This window comes from Pseudophaeobacter sp. TrK17 (assembly GCF_042192375.1).
Classification (GTDB): Bacteria; Pseudomonadota; Alphaproteobacteria; order Rhodobacterales; family Rhodobacteraceae; genus Pseudophaeobacter.
In genome coordinates, this window is record NZ_CP071702.1 from 129,764 (window position 1) to 153,510 (window position 23,747).

The 23,747-nt window shown below is 59.1% G+C and carries 25 protein-coding genes; 5 read left to right on the forward strand and 20 right to left on the reverse strand.

Annotation, left to right across the window (positions count from 1 at the left end):
• Positions 1-31 precede the first annotated feature (31 nt).
• The 4 genes from JZI28_RS22260 to JZI28_RS22275 all read right to left on the reverse strand — a co-directional run bounded on the left by JZI28_RS22260 (position 32) and on the right by JZI28_RS22275 (position 3,335).
• Positions 32-697 carry a L,D-transpeptidase gene (locus tag JZI28_RS22260; RefSeq protein WP_012187180.1) on the reverse strand — a complete coding sequence of 222 codons (666 nt, stop codon included), beginning with the start codon at positions 695-697 and terminating at the stop codon, positions 32-34.
• A 42-nt stretch (positions 698-739) separates the two neighbouring features.
• A complete protein-coding gene (locus tag JZI28_RS22265; RefSeq protein WP_036783951.1) occupies positions 740-1,225 on the reverse strand; it encodes a disulfide bond formation protein B in 486 nt (161 codons plus the stop codon).
• A 140-nt stretch (positions 1,226-1,365) separates the two neighbouring features.
• Positions 1,366-2,628 (reverse strand): multicopper oxidase family protein, encoded by a 1,263-nt coding sequence (locus tag JZI28_RS22270; RefSeq protein WP_027238583.1) that lies wholly within the window; start codon positions 2,626-2,628, stop codon positions 1,366-1,368.
• 125 nt (positions 2,629-2,753) lie between these two features.
• On the reverse strand, positions 2,754-3,335 hold the full coding sequence (locus JZI28_RS22275) for a L,D-transpeptidase (protein ID WP_375700306.1): 582 nt from the start codon (positions 3,333-3,335) through the stop codon (positions 2,754-2,756).
• A gap of 179 nt (positions 3,336-3,514) precedes the next feature.
• On the opposite strand from JZI28_RS22275, the gene JZI28_RS22280 reads away from it, so the two are divergent.
• A complete protein-coding gene (locus JZI28_RS22280) occupies positions 3,515-4,351 on the forward strand; it encodes a DUF305 domain-containing protein (RefSeq protein WP_027238582.1) in 837 nt (278 codons plus the stop codon).
• A gap of 12 nt (positions 4,352-4,363) precedes the next feature.
• Positions 4,364-5,128, forward strand: coding sequence for a MauE/DoxX family redox-associated membrane protein (locus tag JZI28_RS22285; protein WP_009808021.1), 765 nt, complete (start codon positions 4,364-4,366; stop codon positions 5,126-5,128).
• Positions 5,129-5,149: 21 nt separating this feature from the next.
• Here JZI28_RS22285 and cueR read toward each other — a convergent pair whose 3' ends face one another.
• Together cueR and JZI28_RS22295 are read right to left on the reverse strand one after the other, a co-directional pair.
• Positions 5,150-5,548, reverse strand: a complete 399-nt coding sequence (gene cueR / locus JZI28_RS22290) for a Cu(I)-responsive transcriptional regulator (protein WP_009808020.1) — start codon at positions 5,546-5,548, stop codon at positions 5,150-5,152.
• A 12-nt stretch (positions 5,549-5,560) separates the two neighbouring features.
• Positions 5,561-8,071, reverse strand: a complete 2,511-nt coding sequence (locus tag JZI28_RS22295) for a heavy metal translocating P-type ATPase (protein WP_027238581.1) — start codon at positions 8,069-8,071, stop codon at positions 5,561-5,563.
• A 148-nt stretch (positions 8,072-8,219) separates the two neighbouring features.
• Here JZI28_RS22295 and JZI28_RS22300 point away from each other — a divergent pair, with 148 nt between their 5' ends.
• A complete protein-coding gene (locus tag JZI28_RS22300) occupies positions 8,220-8,420 on the forward strand; it encodes a heavy-metal-associated domain-containing protein (RefSeq protein ID WP_009808018.1) in 201 nt (66 codons plus the stop codon).
• Positions 8,421-8,462: 42 nt separating this feature from the next.
• Here the strand turns inward: JZI28_RS22300 and JZI28_RS22305 are convergent, their stop codons facing one another.
• The 7 genes from JZI28_RS22305 to JZI28_RS22335 all read right to left on the reverse strand — a co-directional run bounded on the left by JZI28_RS22305 (position 8,463) and on the right by JZI28_RS22335 (position 14,046).
• Positions 8,463-9,194 (reverse strand): DsbA family protein, encoded by a 732-nt coding sequence (locus tag JZI28_RS22305; RefSeq protein ID WP_009808017.1) that lies wholly within the window; start codon positions 9,192-9,194, stop codon positions 8,463-8,465.
• Position 9,195: 1 nt separating this feature from the next.
• Positions 9,196-9,678, reverse strand: a complete 483-nt coding sequence (locus tag JZI28_RS22310) for a cytochrome c (protein ID WP_027238580.1) — start codon at positions 9,676-9,678, stop codon at positions 9,196-9,198.
• Positions 9,675-11,069, reverse strand: coding sequence for a multicopper oxidase family protein (locus JZI28_RS22315; RefSeq protein WP_009808015.1), 1,395 nt, complete (start codon positions 11,067-11,069; stop codon positions 9,675-9,677). The genes JZI28_RS22310 and JZI28_RS22315 overlap by 4 nt, the downstream gene beginning before the upstream one ends.
• Positions 11,070-11,112: 43 nt before the next feature.
• The gene (locus tag JZI28_RS22320; protein WP_009808014.1) at positions 11,113-12,030 is read right to left on the reverse strand and encodes a cytochrome c; all 918 of its coding nucleotides are present in this window, start codon (positions 12,028-12,030) and stop codon (positions 11,113-11,115) included.
• A 2-nt stretch (positions 12,031-12,032) separates the two neighbouring features.
• The gene (locus tag JZI28_RS22325; RefSeq protein ID WP_009808013.1) at positions 12,033-12,626 is read right to left on the reverse strand and encodes a cytochrome c; all 594 of its coding nucleotides are present in this window, start codon (positions 12,624-12,626) and stop codon (positions 12,033-12,035) included.
• 372 nt (positions 12,627-12,998) lie between these two features.
• Entirely contained in the window at positions 12,999-13,457 is a 459-nt protein-coding gene (locus JZI28_RS22330) for a cytochrome c (RefSeq protein WP_009808012.1), read from the reverse strand.
• A gap of 28 nt (positions 13,458-13,485) precedes the next feature.
• Positions 13,486-14,046, reverse strand: a complete 561-nt coding sequence (locus JZI28_RS22335) for a L,D-transpeptidase (RefSeq protein ID WP_009808011.1) — start codon at positions 14,044-14,046, stop codon at positions 13,486-13,488.
• 155 nt (positions 14,047-14,201) lie between these two features.
• Here JZI28_RS22335 and JZI28_RS22340 point away from each other — a divergent pair, with 155 nt between their 5' ends.
• A complete protein-coding gene (locus JZI28_RS22340) occupies positions 14,202-14,504 on the forward strand; it encodes a DUF2933 domain-containing protein (RefSeq protein WP_009808010.1) in 303 nt (100 codons plus the stop codon).
• 285 nt (positions 14,505-14,789) lie between these two features.
• Entirely contained in the window at positions 14,790-16,919 is a 2,130-nt protein-coding gene (locus JZI28_RS22345; RefSeq protein WP_009808009.1) for a protein-disulfide reductase DsbD, read from the forward strand.
• A gap of 28 nt (positions 16,920-16,947) precedes the next feature.
• On the opposite strand, the gene ccmI is transcribed toward JZI28_RS22345, so the two are convergent.
• The 7 genes from ccmI to JZI28_RS22380 form a co-directional block, all read right to left on the reverse strand.
• Positions 16,948-18,099 (reverse strand): c-type cytochrome biogenesis protein CcmI, encoded by a 1,152-nt coding sequence (ccmI, locus tag JZI28_RS22350; protein ID WP_009808008.1) that lies wholly within the window; start codon positions 18,097-18,099, stop codon positions 16,948-16,950.
• Positions 18,096-18,569 (reverse strand): cytochrome c-type biogenesis protein, encoded by a 474-nt coding sequence (locus JZI28_RS22355; RefSeq protein ID WP_009808007.1) that lies wholly within the window; start codon positions 18,567-18,569, stop codon positions 18,096-18,098. The genes ccmI and JZI28_RS22355 overlap by 4 nt, the downstream gene beginning before the upstream one ends.
• Positions 18,566-19,132 (reverse strand): DsbE family thiol:disulfide interchange protein, encoded by a 567-nt coding sequence (locus tag JZI28_RS22360; RefSeq protein WP_009808006.1) that lies wholly within the window; start codon positions 19,130-19,132, stop codon positions 18,566-18,568. The genes JZI28_RS22355 and JZI28_RS22360 overlap by 4 nt, the downstream gene beginning before the upstream one ends.
• Before the next feature lie 8 nt (positions 19,133-19,140).
• Positions 19,141-21,141: a heme lyase CcmF/NrfE family subunit gene (locus JZI28_RS22365; protein WP_009808005.1), complete on the reverse strand. Its 2,001-nt coding sequence runs from the start codon at positions 21,139-21,141 to the stop codon at positions 19,141-19,143.
• A 64-nt stretch (positions 21,142-21,205) separates the two neighbouring features.
• Positions 21,206-21,511: an SHOCT domain-containing protein gene (locus tag JZI28_RS22370; RefSeq protein WP_240476201.1), complete on the reverse strand. Its 306-nt coding sequence runs from the start codon at positions 21,509-21,511 to the stop codon at positions 21,206-21,208.
• Positions 21,447-22,913 carry an ATP-binding protein gene (locus tag JZI28_RS22375; protein ID WP_009808003.1) on the reverse strand — a complete coding sequence of 489 codons (1,467 nt, stop codon included), beginning with the start codon at positions 22,911-22,913 and terminating at the stop codon, positions 21,447-21,449. Before JZI28_RS22375 ends, JZI28_RS22370 begins: the two co-directional genes overlap by 65 nt.
• Entirely contained in the window at positions 22,913-23,635 is a 723-nt protein-coding gene (locus tag JZI28_RS22380; RefSeq protein WP_009808002.1) for a response regulator, read from the reverse strand. The genes JZI28_RS22375 and JZI28_RS22380 overlap by 1 nt, the downstream gene beginning before the upstream one ends.
• Positions 23,636-23,747: the final 112 nt, after the last annotated feature.

The window sequence follows — 23,747 nt, forward strand, 5'->3', positions numbered from 1 at the left end:
TCCTCGGCGTGTGAGCCAAAGATGCAATAGGTTAGCTTCGAGCGGTAACGCTGTCTTCGGCCGAGTAAAGGAACGCCGTCGATCCGACAGCGACATTCGGATAGAGATCATTGATGTGGGCCATCACCATGCGCACGCATCCCGAACTGGCCCGGCCGCCAATGCTGCGAGGGCTCGGCGTTCCGTGAATTCGAAGGTACGTATCCCGATCTCCGACGAATAGATACAAAGCCCTGCTGCCCAAGGCATTGTTGGGGCCGGGCTCCATACCGTCGGCAAACCGCTCGTAAGCCTCCGGATCGCGTTCGATCATTGACTGCGTTGGCGTCCAGTGCGGCCATTCGACCTTTCGGCGGATCGTATAGGTGCCGGGTTCATAGAGATCGCCCTTGGCAATCGCCACCCCGTATCGCATCGCGGTGCCACCTTCCTCGATATGGTACAGATAGCGCGCGATCGCATCGACGTGAATGTCACCCGGGCGCAAACCGTCATTCGCCAAAACGCGTTGCGGCAGCAGCCTGGGATGCAGCCCCCATGGGTTGGTTGTTGCCGGGTCATAGTTGGCGGGCGTGATCTGCGCATCCCAAGCTGCTTTTTCGGCTGTTGACGGCCAGGTCTTAGCGAATGCTGGCGAACTCAGAGACGCTGAAAACAGCGAGCCGGAAAGTGCAAGGAAGTGTCGTCTTGTAACCATGAAGCGAAGCCCTTTGTTTGTTTTCGATGAATGCGGGACGATTCAAGAAACGTCCGCGACCCCATGCCACCGAACCTTTTGATGTCTTCCGATCGCGACCAACCAGAGGCAAGCAAGGACACCGCTTAGGATCGCGTTCCAACTCGCCATGGACAACGTCAGAAATTCCCAGACAACCTCATTGCACAGAACAAGAGTGGACGCATTTGAACTGGCAGAGGGCAGTAATTCCGATACCGACATTTGCGAAACATCGAGGCCGGATCCCGTGCAAGAAGTCGGTCCCTCCCACCAGCCGCGCTCGACCCCGGTATGAAACATTCCCAACGCGGATGTGCTGAGTGCCGACAGGGCACCGATTATCAGGATTGGCAAAATCGGCAGAGCAAAGAGCAACAGAGCGCCCATTCCAATGGCGATTGCGTGTGGGTAGCGTTGCCAGATGCACATTGCGCACGGCGCGTACCCAAGAGCCTGGAAAACGAAGGCCCCTAACAGCAAGGCGGCTGATCCTGCCGCCGCAGTCATGCCGAGAGATTTTGGTGTCAGGGTCAATGAACGCTCCCGTTGGCAATCGATGGACCTGTTTCTCGCTTGTCAGGTTACGTAGACGGCAAAAGGCCTGTTATCATTCAGAGATTTGTAACGGTATGTATCCGTCTCGACCCTCAGCCGACTCTGATCCACGTTGCCATACCGTCGGCTTGGTGGCTCAACATGTGGCAATGCAGCATCCACGATCCCGGATTGTCCAGGACGACGAGAATTTCCCGCGTCTCGCCGATATCCAGGAAGGTCGAGTCCCGGTATGGACCGGCTTCCCCCGCCGCATCGAGTTCCCAGAAATGGTGGCCATGCAGATGCATGACGTGTGGAAACCCGGTTTCGTTGCGGATTGAAATGCGCACGGTCGTCCCCTGCGCGACGGATAGGAAAGGGGTTCGAGGCAGTCCAGATACGTCATTGAGCGCCCATGTTCCGGTGCCGTTATGGGACGCGCTTCCCGCACCTCCCTGGAGCACCAGCTCCGCGGTTTGGCCGGGGTCTTGCGGGGCGGGCATTCGGTTGGCGGGCAACGCGGTGATGGGCACTTTCGCAGGCTCACGAGAACCGGAAACAGCGATTTCGCCGAGGCTCAACGTCCGCTCTCCAAAGCTGTCGTCGAATCGGATCGGCCCGGTCGCATCACCGATCACATCGCATCTTTGCCCCGGAGCGAGAAGGATCGGTTCGAGCGTCCGTGGATGCGCCAGGGGCATACCATCCAGTGCAACGATCTTGCCTGCCAGACCGTCCAGCCCGACACGGTAAACCCTGTCGATAGAGGGATTTATCAGGCGCAAACGCAGGCGGTCGCCTTGTCTCACATTCTTGCTGGTTCCATTGGAAACAAGCGCCGTGGCAATATTGCCGATACGGCCCTCGGTCGTAAAATGGGCCGCGTTGAATGCTTCGTCGTACTGTCCAGACATATCCAGCAGGAGATCGAAGAATTGAACAACAATATCATGGTCGACAGCCGGCGCATTTTGCTCCTCGACGATGAAGGCGCCGAAAAGGCCGCGACTGACCTGATCGTAAGACAGGTAATGGGAGTGATACCAATACGTGCCGGCATCCGGGACGCCGAATTGATAACGATATGAGTCGCCCGGAATGACCACATCCTGAGTGAGAACGTTGACACCATCCATCCGATTTGGAACCCGCAACCCATGCCAGTGAACAAGAGCGCCCTCCTCCAATCGGTTGTCGAGGGTAATGCGGGCGGTTTGTCCTTGTCGCATTCTGATTTCAGGGCCCGGCAGACCACCGTTGAAGCCCAACATCGACACGTCGTACCCAGCAAGGCGCGCCTTTATCGATTGGGGTGCGAGGATCAACTCGGGTGTCGCTGCTGGCAAGTGAGTGCCAGCCAGTGCAACGGTCATCCCGCCAAGGAAAGACCTCCGGCTCAAAGACAATTCCGTCACCTCATGAATGATGGACTGGCTTTCGCCAACTGCTGTGCTTGTGCCATTTCCGGTGGAGGAACTTCAAGGCGACAGAGCACCCCTCACGCCGTTGTCACTTTGGGATACAGAAAGACGCGAGCGCCGATTTCAACGCGATCGTACAGATCCTTCACATGCTCATTCGTCAATCGCGCGCATCCATTCGACACGGCCGACCCAATTGTCTCCGGGGCGTTCGTTCCGTGAATGCGAAGATAGGTATCGCGTCCGTCATCATCATGGAGATAGAGCGCGCGGGCCCCAAGCGGGTTGTTTGGCCCGCCTTTCAGCCCATCCTTGTACTTCGCGTACTTATGTGGCTCGCGCCGGATCATAGCGTTCGTCGGTCGCCACCATGGCCATTTGGCCTTGCGATCCACGGTGAACTCTCCGGGTTCGTACAAACCTTTGCGCCCTACTCCGACCCCGTAGCGGATCGCCATCCCGTCCTCGAGCATGAAATAGAGGAAAAAATCGTCAGGAACGACGTGGATGTCCCCGTTCATCCAGTCATCACGACGGGTGTTTATCAATTGCGGTTCGAACCGTTCGGGCAATTTGACTTTGTGGGCCCAGGCAGTTGTCGGCAGGAAGCAACCCAACACTCCGGCACAAATCAATTCTCGTCTCGTGAAATTCTGCATGGCGCGATCTCCTCGGACCCATGAAAATTCAGTGCGCGCCAGGGGCAAAGAAAAGAAGCCGTGAACCGGGGCAAACGACGCGCCTTTGTTGCCTTGAAACCACGAAAATTCGCGCTTTTGGAACTCTCCAGCGCTGGAATGTTCTTCTTTTACAAAGAACTGCAAGGAGGTGACTGGAAATGCACTACTCACGATTCTTTATGATGATCGGAACATCGACCGTGGTCATGTTCGTTCTGATGTACCTGAACACCTATCTTTGGGGCCATATCTTCTTTTCGGAGACACGCCTTTACATGGCCATCCTGATGGGGGCGACCATGGCCGTGATCATGTTGGCGTGCATGTTGTCCATGTATCAGAACACCAAGGTCAACATCGCGATCTTCGTAGGCGCCATTCTTGTCTTTGCGGCAAGCCTCTGGCCGGTACGCGGGCAATTCACGGTGCAGGACAGGTCCTACATGCGCGCCATGATCCCGCACCATTCGATCGCCATCATGACGTCGACTCGTGCCGAGATCACCGACCCGCGCGTCCGGGGGCTGGCAGACGACATCATCTATGCGCAGGACAAGGAAATCGCCGAAATGCGCTACCTAATTGCTGATATTGAAGCAAACGGCGAGGCATCGGCCACGCCGACCGAACCGCCGCCACAGGTCGTGAATGCGCAACAGGCGCTTCAAACGGAGGTCGTGTCGAAAGTCGATCCCGAGTTTCTGACGGAAGACGAAATCGCTGCGGTGTTCCCGAATGGCGGAAATTGCCGCTTTGCTTACACCTCGGACAGTCCGGCTGTACTGGTGACTGGTGAAACCGGCGAAGGGTTTGCCGCCGCAATGAAGATCAGCGGTGATCTGGTGCGCCTGAATGCGCAGGGCGAAAATGCATTTTCTGAAGGCCCGCTGTCGGCCCGCATCGCAGAGACAGATGGTGACCTGACCGATCTAATCGTCAGCGCGGGAACCGACTACGAAGCCGGGTTCCGTGGTCAATTTACGTGCAGCGGATAAGGAGGAAAGGACATGCCCCGCGACACAGACAGCAAATCCGCGCAACTTTATCGCATGGTCATGCCGGGCCATGTCTGCCCCTACGGTCTGAAATCGAAAGACCTGCTGGAGCGGCAAGGCTTCGAGGTGGAAGACCATCCGCTTGAGACCCGTGAAGACACCGATGCTTTCATGGAGAAGCACGGTGTCGAGACGACGCCGCAGACCTTCATCGGCGGAGAACGGATCGGCGGCTACGATGATCTCAGGGTGTTCTTCGACATCGACCCACCCGAGGAAGAGCAAAGCGACACGACCTACCAGCCGGTCATTGCGATCTTTTCCGTCGCCGCGCTGTTGGCACTGGGCCTGTCGTGGCACCAGTACGGGTCGGTTCTCACCTTGCGCGGGTTCGAATGGTTCATTTCGCTGTCCATGACCATTCTCGCGATCCAGAAATTGCAGGATGTCGAAGGGTTCTCGACGATGTTCCTCAATTACGACCTGCTGGCGCGCAAATGGGTGCGATACGGCAAGGTCTACCCGTTCGGCGAAGCGTTGGCAGGTATCCTGATGACTGCCGGCGCGCTGCTGTGGCTCTCGGCGCCTGTCGCCTTGTTTATCGGCACGGTTGGTGCTGTCAGCGTTTTCAAGGCTGTTTATATCGACAAGAGAGAGCTGAAATGCGCCTGCGTCGGCGGTGACAGTTCCGTCCGGCTGGGGTTCATTTCGCTGACGGAAAACCTGATGATGATCTTCATGGGTATCTGGATGCCGGTCCGCGCAATCTGGTTCTGAATCGCGCCGAACCGGCCCCGTTCATTCGGACATTCGTATAGGTGAGAGATCTGCGAGGATCGGACAATCCGGACGATGATCCCCGGCACATTTCTCCACAAGTTCGGTAAGCGTCGTTCTCATGGATTGCAGCTTCTCGATCTTTTCCTCGATCTGGCGAAGATGCTCTTCCGCCACCGCCTTCACCTGAACGCTTTCGCGGTTTTCATCCTCGTAGAGAGCCAGAAGCGTCCTGCAATCTTCGATGGTGAACCCCAAGGCCCGTGCGCGACCCAGAAACGCCAGCTTGTGAACGTGGTTCTCGGTGAACGCGCGATAGCCGTTCTCGCTACGGTTCGGGCGGATCAGCCCGATGTCCTCGTAGTAGCGGATTGTTTTTGGGGGCACACCCGATTGTCGGGCAACGTCTCCGATGTTCATGTCGGACCTCCGTTATTCTGCTGGAGCAGGAGTGGCGGCTGCCATCTCTGCCGGGATTGCGCGCTGCTCGTCCATCGCCGGCGCGATGCCTCGCAGGCGCAGGGCATTGGTCAGAACGAACACCGAGGACAAAGCCATCGCGCCCGCCGCGAGAATTGGTGACAGGAGCAGCCCAAAGGCGGGATAAAGCACCCCGGCGGCGACCGGAATCAGCGCGACATTGTAGGCAAAGGCCCAGAACAGGTTCTGCCGGATGTTGCGCATGGTCCGGCGGGACACCTCGAAGGCATTCACCACGCCGCGCAAATCGCCGGACATCAGGACGACATCCGCGGACTCGATGGCCACATCGGTGCCGGTGCCAATGGCGATACCCACATCGGCATGCGCCAGCGCCGGGGCGTCATTGATACCGTCGCCGACAAAGGCGATGCGCTTGCCGCCCTCACGCAACGTATCGAGCGCCGCGACCTTGCCGTCTGGCAGAACGCCCGCGACGACGTGATCAATGCCGGTTTCGCGGGCGATGGCTTCGGCGGTTTCGCGTTTGTCCCCTGTGATCATCGCAACCGCAAGACCCTTTTCGTGCAGCGCTGCGATGGCTGCGCGGCTTGCCGGTTTGACCGGGTCGGCAACGCCGATCACGGCGGCGACACGTCCATCTATGGCAGCGTAAAGCGCCGTCCGGCCCTTGCTTGCGATATTCGTTTCCTCTTGTGCCAACGCCGAGACGTCAACGCCTTGCCGCGCCATGTATCGGTCGGCCCCAACCAATACCTCCACATCTTCGACCAAGGCGCGCACGCCGTAACCGGTGACCGATTGAAAGCCTTCGGCCCCCACAAGAGGTGCGCCCTCGGCCCGGGCTGCGCGCACGATCGCGTCCGCGACAGGATGCTCGGAGAGCGACTCCACGGCGGCGATCTTCGAAAGCGTCGTTGGACGATCAAACCCTTCCGCCAGCACCAGGTCGGTCAGTGCAGGTCGCCCCTCGGTCACCGTGCCTGTTTTGTCGAGGGCGACCACATCAACGGAATCAAGTTGCTGCAAGGCGTCACCTTTACGGAACAGGACACCCATTTCCGCAGCACGTCCCGTCCCGACCATGATGGAGGTCGGCGTCGCAAGCCCCATCGCGCAGGGGCACGCGATGATCAACACCGACACACCGGCGACAAGGGCCATTGTCAGGGCCGGATCAGGTCCGAAAACCAGCCAGACCAGCACGGTCGCCGCCGCGATTGCCATGACGGCAGGCACAAACCAAAGCGTGATCCGGTTGACCAATCCCTGGATCGGCAGCTTGGCGCCTTGGGCCTCTTCGACCATGCGAATGATCTGCGCCAGGGTCGTGTCGGCGCCGACCCGCGTGGCGCGGAATTGCAGACTTCCGGCGCCGTTGACCGTCCCGCCGGTCACCGGATCTCCGGCACCCTTTTCAGCGGGAATCGGCTCGCCTGTCAGCATGCTTTCGTCGACGCGGCTGGTCCCCTCGATGACCTCGCCATCGACCGCGATGCGTTCGCCGGGGCGCACGATGACGATGTCACCCTGAACCAGCGCATCGATCTCGATCTCAATGCTTTCACCATCGCGCATCACTCGCGCGGTCCGCGCCTGAAGCCCCAGCAGCTTCTGGATGGCCGCGCCCGTTCTCCCCTTAGCGCGCGCTTCAAGAAAACGCCCCAGCAAGATGAGGACGACGATGACCGCTGCCGCCTCGAAGTAGACAGAGCGCAGCGTGTCAGGCAAGGCCGATGGTACGAATGTCGCAACTACGGAATAGAAGTAAGCCGCCCCGGTGCCGACCGCGACGAGGCTGTTCATGTCGGGCGCGCCCCGGAATAGGGCCGGGAAACCCTTGGTGTAAAACGTCCGGCCCGGGCCGAAGAGAACGATTGTCGTGAGAACGAATTGAAGAAGCCAACTCGTCTGCTGACCAATCGTGGTCTCGATAAGCATATGAACGGCCGGAATGACGTGGCCACCCATCTCGATCAAAAAGACCGGCAAGGCGAGGATGGCTGCAAAGGTGACCCGTTTGGCAAGCGCCTGAGCCTCTTCCTCCTTGCGCGCAACCCTGTCGTCACCGGCTTGGGCCGTTGCCACGGTTGCTGGATACCCTGCCGCGCCGCTTGCATTTTCCAGATCGGATGTCGTGACAAGACCTTCGACGTAAACCACCGTTGCCGTCTCGGAGGCGAGGTTGACGTTCACCTCGACCACTCCAGGCACCGCGGAAAGCGCCTTGTCGACCCGCCCGACGCAAGAGGCACAGGACATCGCTGCAATCGTGAGTTCGGCCTTGGCCGTCCGCGCGGGGTAGCCCAGCTCGCGAAGGGTTTCGATGATGTCCGGAATGCGCTTGAGCGCGTCCACGCTCATACGTGCGGTTTCGGAAGCAAGATTAACCGACACATCCTCTACGCCGTCGATTGCATTCAATGCGCGGTCGACCCTGCCAACGCAGGACGCACATGACATGCCTTCGATCGGCAGGCTGATCTGTTTGGGTTCGGGCATATGTGTCACCTGTTTTTCCATTCAAGGTGAATATGGGGCTTCCAGTTACCGGAAGGTCAACCGAGAAGCAGTAAAATTTCTTCTCTTGACCTTCCAGCGGGGGGAAACCCCATGTCACCGACGGAAATCAGATGAAGGAGTGGTTCCAATGAAGTTCAGCGTTCCGGACATGAGCTGTGGACATTGCACCGCAGCGATCGAAAGCGCAGTGAAAACCGCAGATCCGAATGCAGGCGTAGAATGTGACCTTTCTGCCCGACAAGTGCGTGTCGACAGCGTGTTACCAGCCGATCAGGTCCAAGCGATCATTCGGGATGAGGGCTACGACGTGGAACCTGCGGCCGCTTGATGCAGTGCCCGGGCCACCCAAGGGCGGTCCGGGCACAGAATTTCAGTCTTCGTCTTTGCGGGCTTCTTCGACCAAGTCGGCAAGCTGCGCCTTTTCGACAAAGCCAGGCACCAGCGCGTCACCGATCACGAAAGACGGCGTGCCGTTAAAGCCCAGAGCTTGGGTCAGTTGCATGGATGTCGCAATGTGCTCTTCGACCTCGGGGGCCTCCATGTCCTTGCGCAACTGCGCGATATCCAGGCCGATCTCCTCGGCCACGCGCAGCACGGACGCCTCTTCCGCGCGGCCTTCCAGCCCCATCATAGCCCAGTGAAACTCTTCGTATTTGTCCTGCTTGCGCGCTGCCAAGGCCGCTTTCGCGGCGAACACCGATCCGTCTCCGAGAATGGGCCATTCACGATAGACGAGGCGAATGTTTGGATCCTCTTCGATCAAAGCCCGCACCTCGGGTTTGACCCGCCGACAATAGGGACAGTTGTAGTCGAAAAATTCCACAACGGTGACGTCCCCTTCCGCGTTGCCGAGAACCGGCGCATTCGGATCGTTCTCGATCAGATCGCGCTGGTCATTCAGAACTTGGGCCTGACTGAGCTCCTGCGCTTGCGCCTGCCTTTGTTCGAGGATCGCCACGGCCTCCATGACAATCTCCGGTTTCTCGCGGATTGCCTCGAGCACAAGTTCCTTGACCCGGGACTCTGACAGTTCGTCGGCGAGTGCCGGTATCGGAAGCAAGGCAGCTATCGCGACCGTCGTGAAGGCTTGTCTGAAACGCATTTTAGTTCTCTCCCCGTTGTTCGTCGGCTTCTGTCCGCGCGGCCTGGACTTCGCGGATGCGGTCTGGCCAGGTGGACCGGATGAAGGCCAGGATGTTGTGAATTTGCTGGTCGGTCAGCACGTCTGCGAAACCGGGCATGCCACTGTCGAATTCGACGCCCTGACGCGCCAGAAGCGCCGCACCCCCCAGTTTTGTGTAATCGAAGAGCAGGCTGTCAGGATGATGCCAGGTGTGACCCGTCTCATCATGCGGTGGTGCTGGCAGGCGCCCATCCGCGCCGGGCGTTCGCCATTCCGGCTGGCCTTCCAGACCCGCGCCATGACAAGACGCGCAGTTTTCTGCGTAGAGCAACGCGCCTTCTTCGATGTCGTAGCTCTCCGCCTTGGACGCGCTGCCGACATCCGAGGATGCACTGGTCGAGAGCCAATACATGAAGGCGGCTGCTGCGACAGTGATCGGAACGGACCAAACGAGATACCTCATGTGACCCGTATCCAGGTTGTCATGCCAGATGCGGCGTGGCTGAGCATGTGGCAATGGAACAGCCACTTGCCGGGATTGTCTGCCGTAAAGGCGATCTCCCGGGACTCGTTGCCGGCCAACAGGATCGTGTCCCGCATCGGCCCGAATGCGCCGTCGGGGCGCAGCTCGCGGAAATGCATCCCGTGCAGGTGCATCGCATGCGGGAAAACGGTCTGGTTCTCGATCTTCAGGCGCACCGGCTCGTTCAGGGATAGATCGGCCAGTGGCGTGTCGGTCATTTCGGCGACATCATTCAGGGCCCAGAATTTGCCCGCTTGGGCAAGCTGACGGAATCCAAGACGTTCCCCGCCGAGCAACGCGGACTGCATCCGCCCCATTGCACCGCCGGACATGACCAGTCGCAAATCACGCGCATCGGCAAGGTCCGGGGCGTGTGCCGCGGGGTTCGGCGGCAACGGCAGTGGCTTGCCTCTTGGTACTGAACTGGCTGTGCCGTTGACCAGAAAACTCACCAACGGGGTCAGTTGATCATCATCGCCGATGCGAAGCAACTGGGCGGTGCCGCCTTCGTCTTCGGTCACATCGACAATTAAGTCGACGCGCTGTGCCGGGCCGAGGATCAACTCGCCGTCAATCTGCTGGGGTTGGCCGATTGGCATTCCATCGACGGCCACCGTCCAGCCACTCAACCCCGAGAGCGTCAGCGGGAAAATTCGCGCGCTTGCTGCGTTGATGATCCGCAAGCGAATGCGTTCGTTGCGCTTCGCGGACAAGGTCAGGTCATAGCGCCCATTGGTCGTGATAAAGTTGCCGATGCGTCCACCGTGGCTCATCATCATGGGCTGTTCGAAATTGTCGAACAGCTGCCCGCTCTCAGGGTCGAGCAACCAGTCCTCCAGAACGATGACTTCCTCGCGGTCGATGTCCGGCCTGTCGGCCTCTTCGACGATTAAGGCGCCGCGCAGACCACGCGCGACTTGTTCGTACGAGCGATTATGCGCGTGATACCAATAGGTGCCCGCGTCCGGTACGACGAAGTCGTAGTCAAAGGTTTCACCTGGTGCCACGGCTTTCTGGGTCAGTCCTGAAACGCCATCCATCGCGTTATCGATCCGGATTCCGTGCCAGTGAACCGAACTGGGATCGGGTACCTCGTTGCGGAACCTGCGACGCACCCGATCGCCTTGTGCAACCCGGATTTCCGGGGCCGGAACAAGACCATCATAGCCCCAGATCTCTGTTTCCGGGTAGGTGTCCGGAAGAAGTTGTCGACGCGCAACCTTGGCAACCACGTCCTCGAACGGGGTTGCGGCATAGGCCGACCGCGGGATGACGGCCGCACAGGCCGCCAGAGTTGCATTGCGCAAGAAATCCCTACGTGTTTGTTTCATTTCGATCCTCGAGAAAGCGGGGGCGTGTCGCCCCCGCGTGATGTTAGTTCGAAGCGGAGTTCTCCGCCTCGACCGTGTCCTTGTTCAGCAGGAAAAGCGCAATCGCTTCGCGATCGGCAGGTGTCAGAAACCGAGTTCCCTCGCGAACCACTTCCGCCATGCTGCCGCCGAAAGCATCGCCCGAAGGGGTGATGCCGGTCTGGAGCGCATAAGCGAGGTTTGAAACCGTCCAGTCATTTTTGGCCAGGTCTTTTGGCCGTATCGCGGGTGCCTTGCTGCCACCGGGAAGCTGGGCGTTGCCTGCAAAGGAAGCACCGATATCGCGGCCTCCCGCAAGATTGCGCGGCGTATGGCAGGCTCCGCAATGTGCCGCACCGCGCACCAATTCCCGTCCGCGATTCCATGCGTCGCTTCGCCTTTCAACCGGCTCTGTATCCGGATCGTAGAAGAACGCCGCTCGCCAAAGCTTCAGCCCCCATCGTTGGTCGAATGGGAAGCTGACATCGTTTTCTGGTGCAGGCTCGTCCACGGGCGGCACGGTTTGAAATGCTGCCCATAGGTCAGCGATATCCTGGTCGGAAAAATCCGCATAGAAGGTATACGGGAAAGACGGATAGTACGGCGTTCCATCGGGACCGATGCCCTGCCGCACGGCTTTTGCGAACTGTTCTGCCGTCCATTCGCCCATGCCATGTTCGGGGTCTGTCGTCAGGTTGGGCGGATAGAACGTTCCGAACGGGGTTTCGAGCGGCGCCCCTCCGGCAAGTGGTGCGCCGCCCGCTTCAAAATTGGTATGACATGCAATGCACCCACTGGCGCGCGCCAGATACGCGCCCCGGTCGACATTGCCCTCTGTTGCAATCGGAGACACTGTACTGCCGACAGGCCATGCAATCACCGCGCCGAGGCCGGCCGTGCCCAGCACGGCGACCCCGCTGACGAGTGTCAAAAACCGGCGCATGGTTAGTCTTCTTCCGCCCGGAAGCGTTCATGGCACGCGGAACAGACCTGAGTCGTCATCGTGAAAGCCGCGTCGGCGGGCATTTCGGCAATGGCGGCAGCATCCATCATGCCGCCTCCGCCCATCATCGTGCTCCCGCCCATCATGGTTGTATCGCTTCCCATCATGGACCCACCGCCCATCATCGAGGTGCCACCCATGGAGGTATTGCCGCCCATGCCGCCCAATCCATTGTCGGCTGCGCGTTCCAGGCCCTCAGAGTATTCTTCCAGCTGATTTGCCAATGCTGCGAAGCGGTCCCAGTCGGTCCACACTTCGCCTTTGGCTTCCGAGGGCATGCCCCCTGTGCCCTCTGGGAACAGCTTTGTCATGCTCTCACCGGCGTGCTGCTGGAACAGGCGCGCTGCATCGCCCACAGCCCCTGCTTCATAGGCCGTTTCGCCCCGCATCATCGGGGCCACGGTCTTGACCGCCTTCCCCATTGCAAGCATGGCGTCCATGCGCTCTTTCACGATGCCGGTGGCACCGCTATGCGCGAATGCCGTGACCGCAGTACCTGCAATCAACACTGCCGCTGCGATAGTTGTCTTTTTCATGTCTTCGATCCTTCTTTGGGTCTGCTTTTCGAGCGATGTGAAATCAGAGCCACCGTCGCGGCGGTGGAGGATCGCTGGTGGGGCGCAACTCGGTTCGTTGGGTCGCGCCGTCTTGCATGACGGCCTTCAGAAAGTGAGGCTCGTAAACCACGTTTGTCTGGAGCAACACCGCTACCGTGACAGAACAATCGAGTCCTGGATGACAGTGGCCAGAGGCCTCGTTCGAGGGTGACCCTACATCTTCATGATTGTGGAATTCTTGCTCCAAGGACACTTCACCATGATGTACTGGTGCCTCAGGCATTCCCAGAACCACGAGGAAAAGGCCGAAAACGAGCGACAGGATCCATCTGCTGATCCGGGTCCAACGCATCAGTCGATCCCGTTGGCCCGCTGAAGTTCGCGAACATAGGCGGCAACCATCTTGACTTCTCCTTGGGTCAGCCCCTCGATCTTGGGCATATTACCGAATTTCCAGTGATGCGCACGCACGCCATTTTGAGCGGCTAGAACAAAGGCCATGTCTGAATGGTGGCTTGGCTCGTAAATCTTGTGCACAAGAGGTGGCGCAATCCCGTTCTGTCCCGCTGCGTTTGCTCCATGGCACTCGGAACACTTAGCCTCGAATATGGTCTTCCCAATCGTGGCTTGCTCCGAGAATTCTGCTGGCAGTTGGACCTGAACGATTGGGTCGCCTGCCTCTATCCTACTTGTGTCAGGAGGCGTCATGGAATGACCCATCGCTGTATCTTCCGCAGAAATGAACTGCCAAGTTGCAACTCCCCCGCCAGCTATAACTACGGCTGCGATAAGTGCGGTCAATTTATCCATGCCTGTATCTTCCGCCTTGTCTCTTGGGTCAGATGAGTTTGACTTGAGTGCCGACGGGCACCCGCTCGTAAAGCTCTTCAACCTGTTCGTTGAACAAACCGATGCAGCCATTTGACGACCGACGACCGATCTTTCGCGTGTCCTGTGTTCCGTGGATACGGTAGTATTGCCAGGACAGATACAATGCGCGGGTACCCAGAGGGTTGGCAGGATCGCCTCCCTCGACACGTGCCGGCCATTCTGGATTGCGTTCCCGCATGGAGGGCGTCGGCGCCCAGCTGGGTTTTTTGCGCTTTTCCACGACTTCGGTATAACCGCGTTTTGTGAGTTCGTCGGTCAGAGGAACGGAAGTTGGGTAGATCCGCATCTCGCCATCTGATGTCCAATGCTGGAGCGCCATCGTCACGGTGTCTGAGATGATGACCCCCTTTCCAAGTGCGTCGAAGTGATCTTGCCAGTCATGAACTCGGAAAGAAGAAATGTTGCGGCGAATGGTTTCGGCTCGAACCACGCTTGGTGCAACCAAAGCGACAGCCGCATACCCCAATAGGCTTCGTCGATTGATCTTGTTGTTTCGCGAAGTCGTCATGACACACTCCTAGCCTTCGGTTTGTACATGTCTTTTACGGGAGACCCGGCATCAGGCAACCTGACAAGACCGCGAGAAGTGTATCCATTTGTATCCTTGACCTTACCCTGCTGGAGGGCCGCAAATGACGCGTGGAACGAGACAAAGAGGGCGACATGGACCACCAGAACCATAGAAAAAAGCCGATCACGGACAGGCTCATGCATTACGGTATGATGGCGTGTTGCGTCGTCATGCTGCTGCCCTTTGCGGGGTTTTTTCTTGCCGGCGGCACATTGGCGGGCGTGTGGGGCAATGCAGCGGCTTTCGCCCCGCTCCTGCTGTGCGTTGGGGCGCATCTTGCGATGCACAAATTCATGGGGAAATCGTGCCATTCCGACAAGGCAAATGATTCTATCGAGGAAACGCCCGAGCCGATGACCTCCGCGATTCCAGTCGTCGTGCGGAACAGGCAGTGATGTGCGGAGGAAGGCACGGGTAAGCACATTGCTTTTGGCGGGTTTGTTGCTTGGGGGATGTGCGGTAAACCTTGCAGACTGCTTAGATCGCAGCGCTATCGTTTCCACGAAACAAGCGTCAGACCTTCTGCCGGAGGGGTGTCGGTATCTTTCAACTTCTGGGACAGGCGTCGCGCGAGTTGACTGCGCGGACGGTCGTCAGGGTTTTGCCGTGGGTATTCGTTGAGGCAACCTCCGCCGTCTTGGCGAAATCTGCGGTAAAAATAAGGGAAGGAAGCGGGTATCTTGATCGACTGCCTTTTGATCCTGCGACGGGTTTTGCTTATTCCCTTCGTGCTCCTGGCCCTTGTCTCTGGAAGTGTCGCGGCAGCAACCTCTGCTGAATACCAGAGTGCGCCACTCACCGCGCATCTCATTAGTGCACAGGAAGGCGTTCCCGAGAACACACTGACTCTGTCGGCCGGGCTTCATCTTCAACTGAACGAAAACTGGAAGACCTATTGGCGGTCGCCAGGAGAGGTGGGAATACCGCCTTCGGTCGAATGGACCGGTTCCGAAAACGTCGCAGATGTCGAATTCATGTGGCCTTTCCCGACACGCTTCACCGCCTTCGGCATCGAAAATTTTGGTTATGCGGGTGAAGTCGTCTTTCCGCTGCGCATAACGCTCAAAGATCCCGGCGCACCTGTGACTCTTTCCGCGCAGGTCAAACTGCTGGTGTGCTCCAATGTCTGTGTCCCGGAAGAGTTTGACCTGTCACTTCGCCTCGGACGCGGCAACGGCATCGACAGCACTGCGGCTGGGCTGATTGGCACGTTTTCCGAGCGCGTCCCCGAAGGAGCCGAGGCGGGTGGCGTCAGCGAGGCAAATGCCTTCATCGACGAAGACCTCACGGAGTTGATCGTCAGTCTGCGCGTCGATGAACCACTCCAGTCGCCGGATGTGTTTCCCGAACTGGGTATGGGTGTTGCGCTTGGCAAACCCGATATCCGTTTGGGAGAAGAGGATCGTTTGCTGTGGGCGCGCTTGCCGATCCTCTCGTCGAATACGGATGTGACGGTGGTGCCGTCGATTACCGTCACCGACGGCGAGAACCGGGCCTTCACGATCATCGCGGATCGCGTGGCGCAAGGCATCGCACCGCCCTTTGAACTGGCCGCCACGACACCGGACATGTTGGAACTGATCTGGATTGCCGCGATCGCGCTGCTGGGCGGATTGATTCTGAATGTGATGCCCTGTGTACTGCCGGTGCTGTCTATCAAGGTGTCGTCCGTGCTCAAACACACCGATCACGACACAACCCGTGTCCGGTTCGGCTTCGTCGCAGCCGCCGCTGGCATCATGATGTTCATGTGGGGTCTGGCGCTCGTCCTCTGGGCGCTCCAGACGGCAGGCCTCAGCGTCGGGTGGGGTCTGCAGTTTCAAAGCCCGCTGTTTCTTGCGGTGATGATCGCTGTTCTGCTCGTCTTTTCGGCAAATCTGTTCGGAGCGTTCGAGTTCGCCCTTCCACACGGCATGCAGACGCGGCTTGCAGGGGCCGGAGGACGCAACGGGTATTCCGCCGACTTTTTCACTGGCATGTTTGGTGCCGTCATGGCAACGCCCTGCTCGGCACCGTTCCTCGGCACCGCTGTGGCCTTTGCTTTGGCCGGGCGTGGCTTGGACATCCTCATAGTCTTTACGAGCCTCGGCCTCGGCCTCGCGCTGCCCTATCTCGTCATCGCCGCGTTCCCGCGTCTGGTCGCGTTCATGCCCAAGCCTGGTCGGTGGATGCTGATCATCAAAAGCGTCATGGGGGTCTTGCTGCTTGCTACCGCCGTGTGGCTGTTCTGGGCGCTCGACGGTGTCGCCGGGCTGGCCTCCGTCATCGCGGTCGCGGCGTTGTCCGGTCTCGCCGTTCTGATACTATCCCTCCCGAATGTGCAGTCCCAATTCAGGTGGTCTATTGCCACAGCCAGCCTTGTCCTGGCTCTTGCCGCAGGTCCTCTCCTGCAGCAGTCCGCGCCGGCCCGTTCAGAGTCGCAATCGGCATTGGCTTGGATCGCATTTGACCGGTCGGACATAGCGAAACGTGTGTCAGAGGGAGAGGTCGTCTTTGTCGATGTGACCGCTGACTGGTGCCTGACTTGCAAAGCGAACAAGGCACTTGTGATCGACCCTGAGCCAGTCCGCAGTGCGCTGGACACGCCAGGTGTCACGCCGATGCGGGCAGATTGGACACGTCCGGACGCGCGCATTTCCCGTTACCTTGAGAGTTTCGGTAGATATGGCATCCCCTTCAATGCCGTCTATGGACCGTCGGCACCGGAGGGCATTGTGCTGTCCGAATTGCTGACGACCGAGGACGTGATGGACGCCTTGGCGCAAGCCAGCGGTCGGGATGTTTCCGCAAAGGTTGCCGAACAGGAGTGACCTGCCCGGGCGGGACACCGACCAGCAGTCAGCCGCCGAGCCGCTCGAGCGCGTCACGGACCGCAGCACGCCGAGGATCATTGGCGGGCTGCTGCTCCAACAGCGCTTCAACCTTACGGTAGGCCTCAATGGCGCGATCCTCTTCCTGAAGGACGGCGTAGGCGTTTGCCAGCCGCATCCAACCATCCAGATCCACCGGTTCATCCTCAAGTCGCTCGGCCAGGCGCGAGACCATCGAGCGGATGAACTCCGCGCGATCCGCGCCACTCATCTCCGATGCCGCCGCGACATCTGCCGCACTCGGGCCGGGTGGGGATGTCGGCGCGCTGGGTAGATCGACGATCGGAAGATCTGCGGCGGCGGCGATCCGGTTGATCTGCAAAGCGTAGGTTTCCATCCATGGAACGTAAGCCTCTTCCTGATCCAGCCGGGAAACCAGCAACTCGTAGGCCCTACGCGTCTCTTCTTTCTGGAGATAATACAGAGACTCGAAGTAGGTTGCCGCAGGATTGGATGGGTCAAGGTCCAAAGCGCGATCAATGGCCAATTTTGCCCGTGGAATAACAACGCCGTCATTGGCAACCGCGACGGCCTCTGCCAGCATGGAGAATGTCGCGGAGGTGGCATCCTCCCGTTCGGCGACCACTTCGAAGGCTGCGACGGCATCGGCTGCTCTGCCCATGCGCTGATAGGTCTGGCCTAACAGCATCCACCCTTCGCTGGGGCCGCCGGTCGGATCGGATACAAGCCTTTCGCGAAGTTGTATTGCAAGCGCCGTCACTTCATCAGTCTGTGCGCGCTCCTCTGCACGGGCAGCGAAGGCCATTGAAGGCACCTCCGGCGATCCCATTGTCAGATAGTAGCCCGCGGCAATAACCGGCGCGAGGACCGACGCGACAACGAGAGTGACTCTGCCACCACTACGGGACGATCCGGCTTTTTCTTCCGAATTGCGGGTCGTCGCGAGGATCCGTTTCTTGATCTCGAGTCTGGCTGCTTGAGCTTCTTGTTCAGAAATCAAACCGCGGTCCATGTCTCGTTCGATTTCCTGCATCTGATCGGCGAGGATGGCCGGTACCGCATCTCCTCTGGTGAGAGTGTTCGATTTGGACAGCAGCAGCGGGTAGAGGACTATTCCGATCGCGAGCAGCGTCAAAAAACCGAAAATACCCCAGATCATGGCGCATCCCCCGCTTCGTTTTGTCTGAGAATTTCGGAAACGGTGTTCTCATCCTCTGAGCCCAAATCTTCAAATGGCTCTTGCTTTCGCCGACTCATCAGTACCCCACCACCAACGAAAACCCCGACCAGAACGAAAGCGATCGGCGCAAACCAAAGCGCGTAGGTCGCAGGCTCCAGAGGCGGTTTGAGCAGCACGTAATCCCCGTACCGCGCCCGAATATATTCGATCACCTCGGTGTCACTGTCTCCGGCGACCAAGCGCTCGCGTACGAGCAGACGCAAGTCCCGCGCCACACCCGCGTTCGAGCTGTCGATGTCCTGATTTTGACAGACGACGCATCGCAGATCCTTGGAAATCCCCCGCGCACGCTGTTCCAATACCGGGTCGGTCAGCATTTCGTCCGGTTCCACCGCATTGGCGGCAAAGGGAAAGAGCCCGATGCAAAATGCGAAAATCAACTGTCTCATGATGCTGCTCCATTTGGCAGTGCGCCTGCCTGCTTCAGGGCTTGCGTGAACCGTTCGACGGCGTCCGGACCCACGACCGGCCCGACATAGCGAAACAAAACGGTGCCATCGCCATCGACGATGAAGGTTTCCGGCACGCCCGACAGGCCCCATTCGATCCCGGTGCGGCCCGACAGGTCGGACCCGATCCGCTCGTAGGGATTGCCGAGGTCTTTGAGCCACTTCACGGCATCCTCTGGTTTGTCTTTGTAGTTGATGCCGAACAACCGCATTCCCTCGCGTTCGACAAAGCGTGTCAACACGGCATGCTCCGCGCGGCAGGGCACGCACCAGGACGCAAAGACATTGACCACGACCGGTCGTTCGTTGCCGACAAGATCGCTTCGGGCCAGGCCGGGTGTCTCCAACCCTGGCACGGGATCGAGGTCGAACGCCGGGGCGGGTTGCGAGATCAGGACGGAAGGGATCTCGTTGGGATCCCGCTCGGGATTGAGCCCCCAGAGAAAAAACCCCCCGAATATGACCGCCGCAATAAACGGCAGCCCGGCAATGAGACGTTTCATTTTCTCTCCTACTCGGCAGGAACAGCATCGCTGGCTGGCTGTTTGGCGCGGCGCGGCGCCCCGACCCTCAAACGGCGATCCGACAAGGACAAACAGCCACCGATCACCAGCAAGATCGAGCCGATCCAGATCAGGTTGACGAGCGGTTCATAGAGGATCCGCAGGGTCCAGGCTCCGGCGTTGTTCACTTGATCGGAGGCTGGCGTTGCAATCGACGTATAGAGATCACCCGCCAATGTGGACCGGATGGCCGACTCCGTCGTCTGACTTTCCGCGACCGGGTAATACCGGCGTTCCGGGAAAAGTGTCGTGACCAATTCGCCATCCCGACGCACCACAAGGGTGCCGCGATCCGCGATGTAGTTCGGCCCTTGAACCTTTGCGGCCCCTTCGAAGGTGATGTCGAACCCGGCGATCGTGACTTCGGTCCCGGGGGCGGCAAAGACGATCTCCTCACTCTTCCATCCGGTCGAGCCGATCATCCCCATCATCAACACAGCGACGCCGGCATGGGCAAGCGTCATACCGTGAGAGGCGCGTGGCAAGTTGCGCGCGCGTCTCGCGCTCTCCGCAAGGGAAACCTCGAACAGACGGATGCGTAGCGCCCATTCCCGTAGGGTCGCAAAAAGCAGCCACGCTGCGCCGAGGATGGCAAGATAGGCCATGATCGGCCCGCCATTCAGAAGATACCACGCGGCCGAGGCTGCGATGACCGCCAGCACGGCCACGAACCGAATGCGATCGAGCAAACCGGCGATATCAGCCCGCTTCCATGACAGGAATGGACCAAGACCCATGAACACGACCAGCGCCAGCATCATCGGAATGAAGGCCGCGTTGAAGAAAGGTGGACCCACCGAGATCTTGTCCCCCGTGACAGCCTCTAGGATCAGCGGATAAAGCGTCCCGAACAGGACCGTTCCCGTAGCGGCGGCCAGAATGAGGTTGTTCACGAGCAGCCCGGCTTCGCGGCTGATCGGGCGAAACAGACCACCCGGCTCCATTTCGGGCGCCCGCCAGGCGTAGAGCGCCAGCGACCCACCGATGGACACGGCCAGCAGACCCAGAATGTAAAGCCCGCGCTCCGGATCGACGGCGAAGGCATGCACGGATGTCAGCAGGCCGGATCGGACGATGAACGTCCCGAGCAGTGAAAGCGAGAAAGTCAGGATGGCAAGCAGGATGGTCCAGCTTTTGAACGCGTCGCGCTTTTCGGTGACGATGGCGGAATGCAGCAGCGCCGTGCCCAGAAGCCAGGGCATGAAGCTTACATTCTCGACCGGATCCCAGAACCACCAGCCGCCCCAGCCCAGTTCATAATAGGCCCACCACGATCCAAGAGCGATACCTGCCGTAAGGCTGACCCACGCGGCCAATGTCCACGGGCGGACCCATCTGGCCCAGGCTGGATCGACGCGCCCTTCCAGAAGAGCCGCAACGGCAAAGGAAAACACGATGGAGAAACCGACATACCCGAAATACAAGAGCGGCGGGTGCATGGCGAGACCCATGTCCTGAAGCAACGGGTTCAGGTCATTGCCATCGAGCGGCGGCGGGAACACCCGATCGAACGGGTTCGACGTCAGCAGCAGAAACGTCAGGAAGCCGACACTGATCCACGCCTGAACCGACAGGGTGCGCGCCTTGGTTTCGGCCGGGATATTCGATCCGAACCAGGCAACCCCCGCGCCGAATACCGCAAGGATCAAAATCCAGAGCAGAAGCGATCCTTCATGGCTGCCCCAGGTTCCCGCAACCTTGTAAAGCATCGGCTTTAGCGAATGGGAATTCTCGACGACGTTCCTGACGGTGAAATCGCTGACGATGAAAGCCTGCATCAGCGCTGCGAAGGCAATGCTCACAAACAGCACCTGACCAAGGGCTGTCGCCTGGGCGGATTTCATCCAGACGGTATTTCCGCGTGACGCCCCCGCAATCGGCAGAACACTTTGAACAAGTGCGAGGGCCAGCGCGAGGGCCAGTGCGAAGTGACCGATTTCCGGGACCATGGCGTTCTTTCCTATCTAAGGTTGGTGGCGTCGCGTGGTACGGAGTTCAAATCCGCAATGTGGACTATTCGTCGAGCGTTGCTTTCAGTCGGCGAAACTCTTCTTCGTCGATTTCCCCATTCGCAAAGCGGCGCCGGAGCGCTTCCTGCGCGTCCGAGTCCGGGGGACGGGTGCCATTGTCCCGCAGCCTGAGTACCAGAAACACGATCAATGCGATCACGGCGCCCCAGAAGGCGAGCATCATGAAGCCGCCCATAAAGCCATAGCCTCCGCCCCACATGTGACCTGTCCAGGAGCCTGGACCATCAGCTCGCGCCATGCTGGCGGGCAAGCTGGCCAGCAACGTTGGAATGAGCGTTTTCAGTTTCATCTGTTTCTCCTTCGATTAGTTCGCTTTCATCCAGTGGGATGGTGACAATGGCCCGCAAACCCGCGCTGTTATGGTTGACCAGCTGGATATCGCCACCATGGGATTGGACGATTGTCCTCGCGATTGAGAGCCCAAGCCCATAACCGCCCGTTTCCAGAGACCTCGATTGCTCGAGGCGATAGAAGGGATCGAAGACCTTTTCCAACTGGTCGACGGGAATGCCGGGCCCATTGTCATCGATGTTGAGTACGAGGTTCGAACCGTGGGTCGCCCAGCTGACTTTTGCGGCACCACCGTAGCGAACGGCGTTCTCAAGCAAGTTCCTCAGTGCCCTTCGGAACGCGTTGGGTCGAAGCCGCACGGCAACATCATCACTCGGGGCAAAGGTGCAGTGTGCCGCCATATCGCTGCACAAGCTGTCCAGAAAATTGCGCAGATCGACCACTTCAGCACCCTCGGATCCGGTAAGGCCGCGTGCAAAGGTGAGCGTCGCTTCGACCATACTCTGCATCTCTTCGACCGATGCGATGAGGCTGTCCCGCGTCTCTTCTTCGTCAACCAGCTCCGCGCGGACACGCATAGCAGTCAACGGCGAGCGTAAATCGTGGCCAAGGGCTGCGAGCATACGTGTCCGATCACTGACGAACCGGGTCAGCCGTCGTTGCATGCGGTTGAAGGCAACGGTCAGATCCCTGACCTCGGTCGGCCCCGCGACGGTCAATTCAGGCACGTCCTCGCCCCGGCCAAGATGGTCCGCGGCCTTCGATAGGTGCCGCAAAGGACGCGTCAGGCGCGTCATGACAAACCAGAAAATCGCCACCAAAAGCAGTCCGGCGGAAATCCCGAAGGTCAGCATCGAGTAGAATGGCCATTGGATCGGCGGACGCTCGAACCGCGTTCCGACATTTAGCCAACGCGCCCCCTTGATCGCGATCGACAGGTTCATTTCAACCGCTGTCAACTCTCCGCGCATCATCGCGAGATGCATTTCCGTCATTTCGTCAGAAAGATTGGGCAAGGGCCTCAATTCGCCCTCGATCTCGTGCAGTTCAACGCGAATATCGCGGCTGTAGCTATCGTCCATTAGCGCACGGATACGCCCTTCAACAAGGTCGCCATGCGAATGACTGGTGTGTTCCACACTCGGAGCGTCTGACAGATCAAACCGGATAAGTGGTGAATTTGCTGCGCGAAGGATGGAGTCCTGCAGGTCCAACGGGGCCTCTTCGATCAACCGCGCCACATTCGCTGCGCGTCCAGCAGCCTCGAACCCCAAAGCAGCACGGATGGCGAGGCTGCGCTCGTCAGCGAAGAGGAACAGGCTGATTGCTTGGGCCACGACAAGCGCCGCGACCACAAGCAGGATCAATTGTCCGCTGAGAGAGCTCATCGCACGCCACATCATGTCGCATCCTCGACGTCGGCAGCCAAACAGTATCCGCCATTCCGCACAGTCTTGATGACACTCGGTCGCAATACATCCGGCTCGATCTTGCGGCGGAGACGGCTGATTTGATTGTCGATGGTGCGGTCCATCGGGCCAGCGGTCCGACCAGCGGTCAGGTCAAGCAACTGGTCACGACTGAGCACCATCCTCGCGCGTTCCAGCAGGACCGCCAGTAATTTGAACTCAGAAGTCGTCAAAGGCGTTTCGGTTGCGGCCTCGTCAATCAGTACCTGTCGGTCGGTATCCAGTACCCAATGCGCAAAACAAACCTTCCTCCCAGCCAGGGTTCCGGCCACGGGTTCATCGCGGTTGCTTCGCCGGAGTACCGACTTGATGCGGGCCAGCAGTTCTCGTGGATTGAACGGCTTGGCGAGATAATCGTCCGCACCGATTTCCAGCCCCACGATCCGATCCGTTTCCTCACCAAGCGCCGTCAGCATGATGATCGGAAGATCACCCTCTGGCGCAAGTCTGCGGCAGACCGACAAGCCGTCCTCGCCCGGCATCATGACATCGAGCACGAGGAGGTCGAAGTGACCGGTGGCCAGCTTGGCATCCATCTCCACGGCATCCCTGGCGACGGTCGTGCGCATTCCGTTCTTCTCCAGAAAGCGCGCGACGCTTTCACGTATCTGTGCGTGGTCATCCACGATAAGGATATGAGGTGGCGGTCCCATGGTGTCTTTCCTAAATCATCGTTGCATCGTGTTTCATGGGCAGAATTGTAGCCATTTGTATCAGGTCATTCCCTTGCTACAGATGGATACAAATCTGTGCCTGCACCGTGTC

Coding starts and splice junctions, on each gene's coding strand:
- JZI28_RS22260 (WP_012187180.1), bottom strand. CDS start 697: ATGGTTACAAGACGACACTTCCTTGCACTTTCCGGCTCGCTGTTTTCA.
- JZI28_RS22265 (WP_036783951.1), bottom strand. CDS start 1,225: ATGACTGCGGCGGCAGGATCAGCCGCCTTGCTGTTAGGGGCCTTCGTT.
- JZI28_RS22270 (WP_027238583.1), bottom strand. CDS start 2,628: ATGACCGTTGCACTGGCTGGCACTCACTTGCCAGCAGCGACACCCGAG.
- JZI28_RS22275 (WP_375700306.1), bottom strand. CDS start 3,335: ATGCAGAATTTCACGAGACGAGAATTGATTTGTGCCGGAGTGTTGGGT.
- JZI28_RS22280 (WP_027238582.1), top strand. CDS start 3,515: ATGCACTACTCACGATTCTTTATGATGATCGGAACATCGACCGTGGTC.
- JZI28_RS22285 (WP_009808021.1), top strand. CDS start 4,364: ATGCCCCGCGACACAGACAGCAAATCCGCGCAACTTTATCGCATGGTC.
- cueR (WP_009808020.1), bottom strand. CDS start 5,548: ATGAACATCGGAGACGTTGCCCGACAATCGGGTGTGCCCCCAAAAACA.
- JZI28_RS22295 (WP_027238581.1), bottom strand. CDS start 8,071: ATGCCCGAACCCAAACAGATCAGCCTGCCGATCGAAGGCATGTCATGT.
- JZI28_RS22300 (WP_009808018.1), top strand. CDS start 8,220: ATGAAGTTCAGCGTTCCGGACATGAGCTGTGGACATTGCACCGCAGCG.
- JZI28_RS22305 (WP_009808017.1), bottom strand. CDS start 9,194: ATGCGTTTCAGACAAGCCTTCACGACGGTCGCGATAGCTGCCTTGCTT.
- JZI28_RS22310 (WP_027238580.1), bottom strand. CDS start 9,678: ATGAGGTATCTCGTTTGGTCCGTTCCGATCACTGTCGCAGCAGCCGCC.
- JZI28_RS22315 (WP_009808015.1), bottom strand. CDS start 11,069: ATGAAACAAACACGTAGGGATTTCTTGCGCAATGCAACTCTGGCGGCC.
- JZI28_RS22320 (WP_009808014.1), bottom strand. CDS start 12,030: ATGCGCCGGTTTTTGACACTCGTCAGCGGGGTCGCCGTGCTGGGCACG.
- JZI28_RS22325 (WP_009808013.1), bottom strand. CDS start 12,626: ATGAAAAAGACAACTATCGCAGCGGCAGTGTTGATTGCAGGTACTGCG.
- JZI28_RS22330 (WP_009808012.1), bottom strand. CDS start 13,457: ATGGATAAATTGACCGCACTTATCGCAGCCGTAGTTATAGCTGGCGGG.
- JZI28_RS22335 (WP_009808011.1), bottom strand. CDS start 14,046: ATGACGACTTCGCGAAACAACAAGATCAATCGACGAAGCCTATTGGGG.
- JZI28_RS22340 (WP_009808010.1), top strand. CDS start 14,202: ATGGACCACCAGAACCATAGAAAAAAGCCGATCACGGACAGGCTCATG.
- ccmI (WP_009808008.1), bottom strand. CDS start 18,099: ATGATCTGGGGTATTTTCGGTTTTTTGACGCTGCTCGCGATCGGAATA.
- JZI28_RS22355 (WP_009808007.1), bottom strand. CDS start 18,569: ATGAGACAGTTGATTTTCGCATTTTGCATCGGGCTCTTTCCCTTTGCC.
- JZI28_RS22360 (WP_009808006.1), bottom strand. CDS start 19,132: ATGAAACGTCTCATTGCCGGGCTGCCGTTTATTGCGGCGGTCATATTC.
- JZI28_RS22365 (WP_009808005.1), bottom strand. CDS start 21,141: ATGGTCCCGGAAATCGGTCACTTCGCACTGGCCCTCGCGCTGGCCCTC.
- JZI28_RS22370 (WP_240476201.1), bottom strand. CDS start 21,511: ATGAAACTGAAAACGCTCATTCCAACGTTGCTGGCCAGCTTGCCCGCC.
- JZI28_RS22375 (WP_009808003.1), bottom strand. CDS start 22,913: ATGTGGCGTGCGATGAGCTCTCTCAGCGGACAATTGATCCTGCTTGTG.
- JZI28_RS22380 (WP_009808002.1), bottom strand. CDS start 23,635: ATGGGACCGCCACCTCATATCCTTATCGTGGATGACCACGCACAGATA.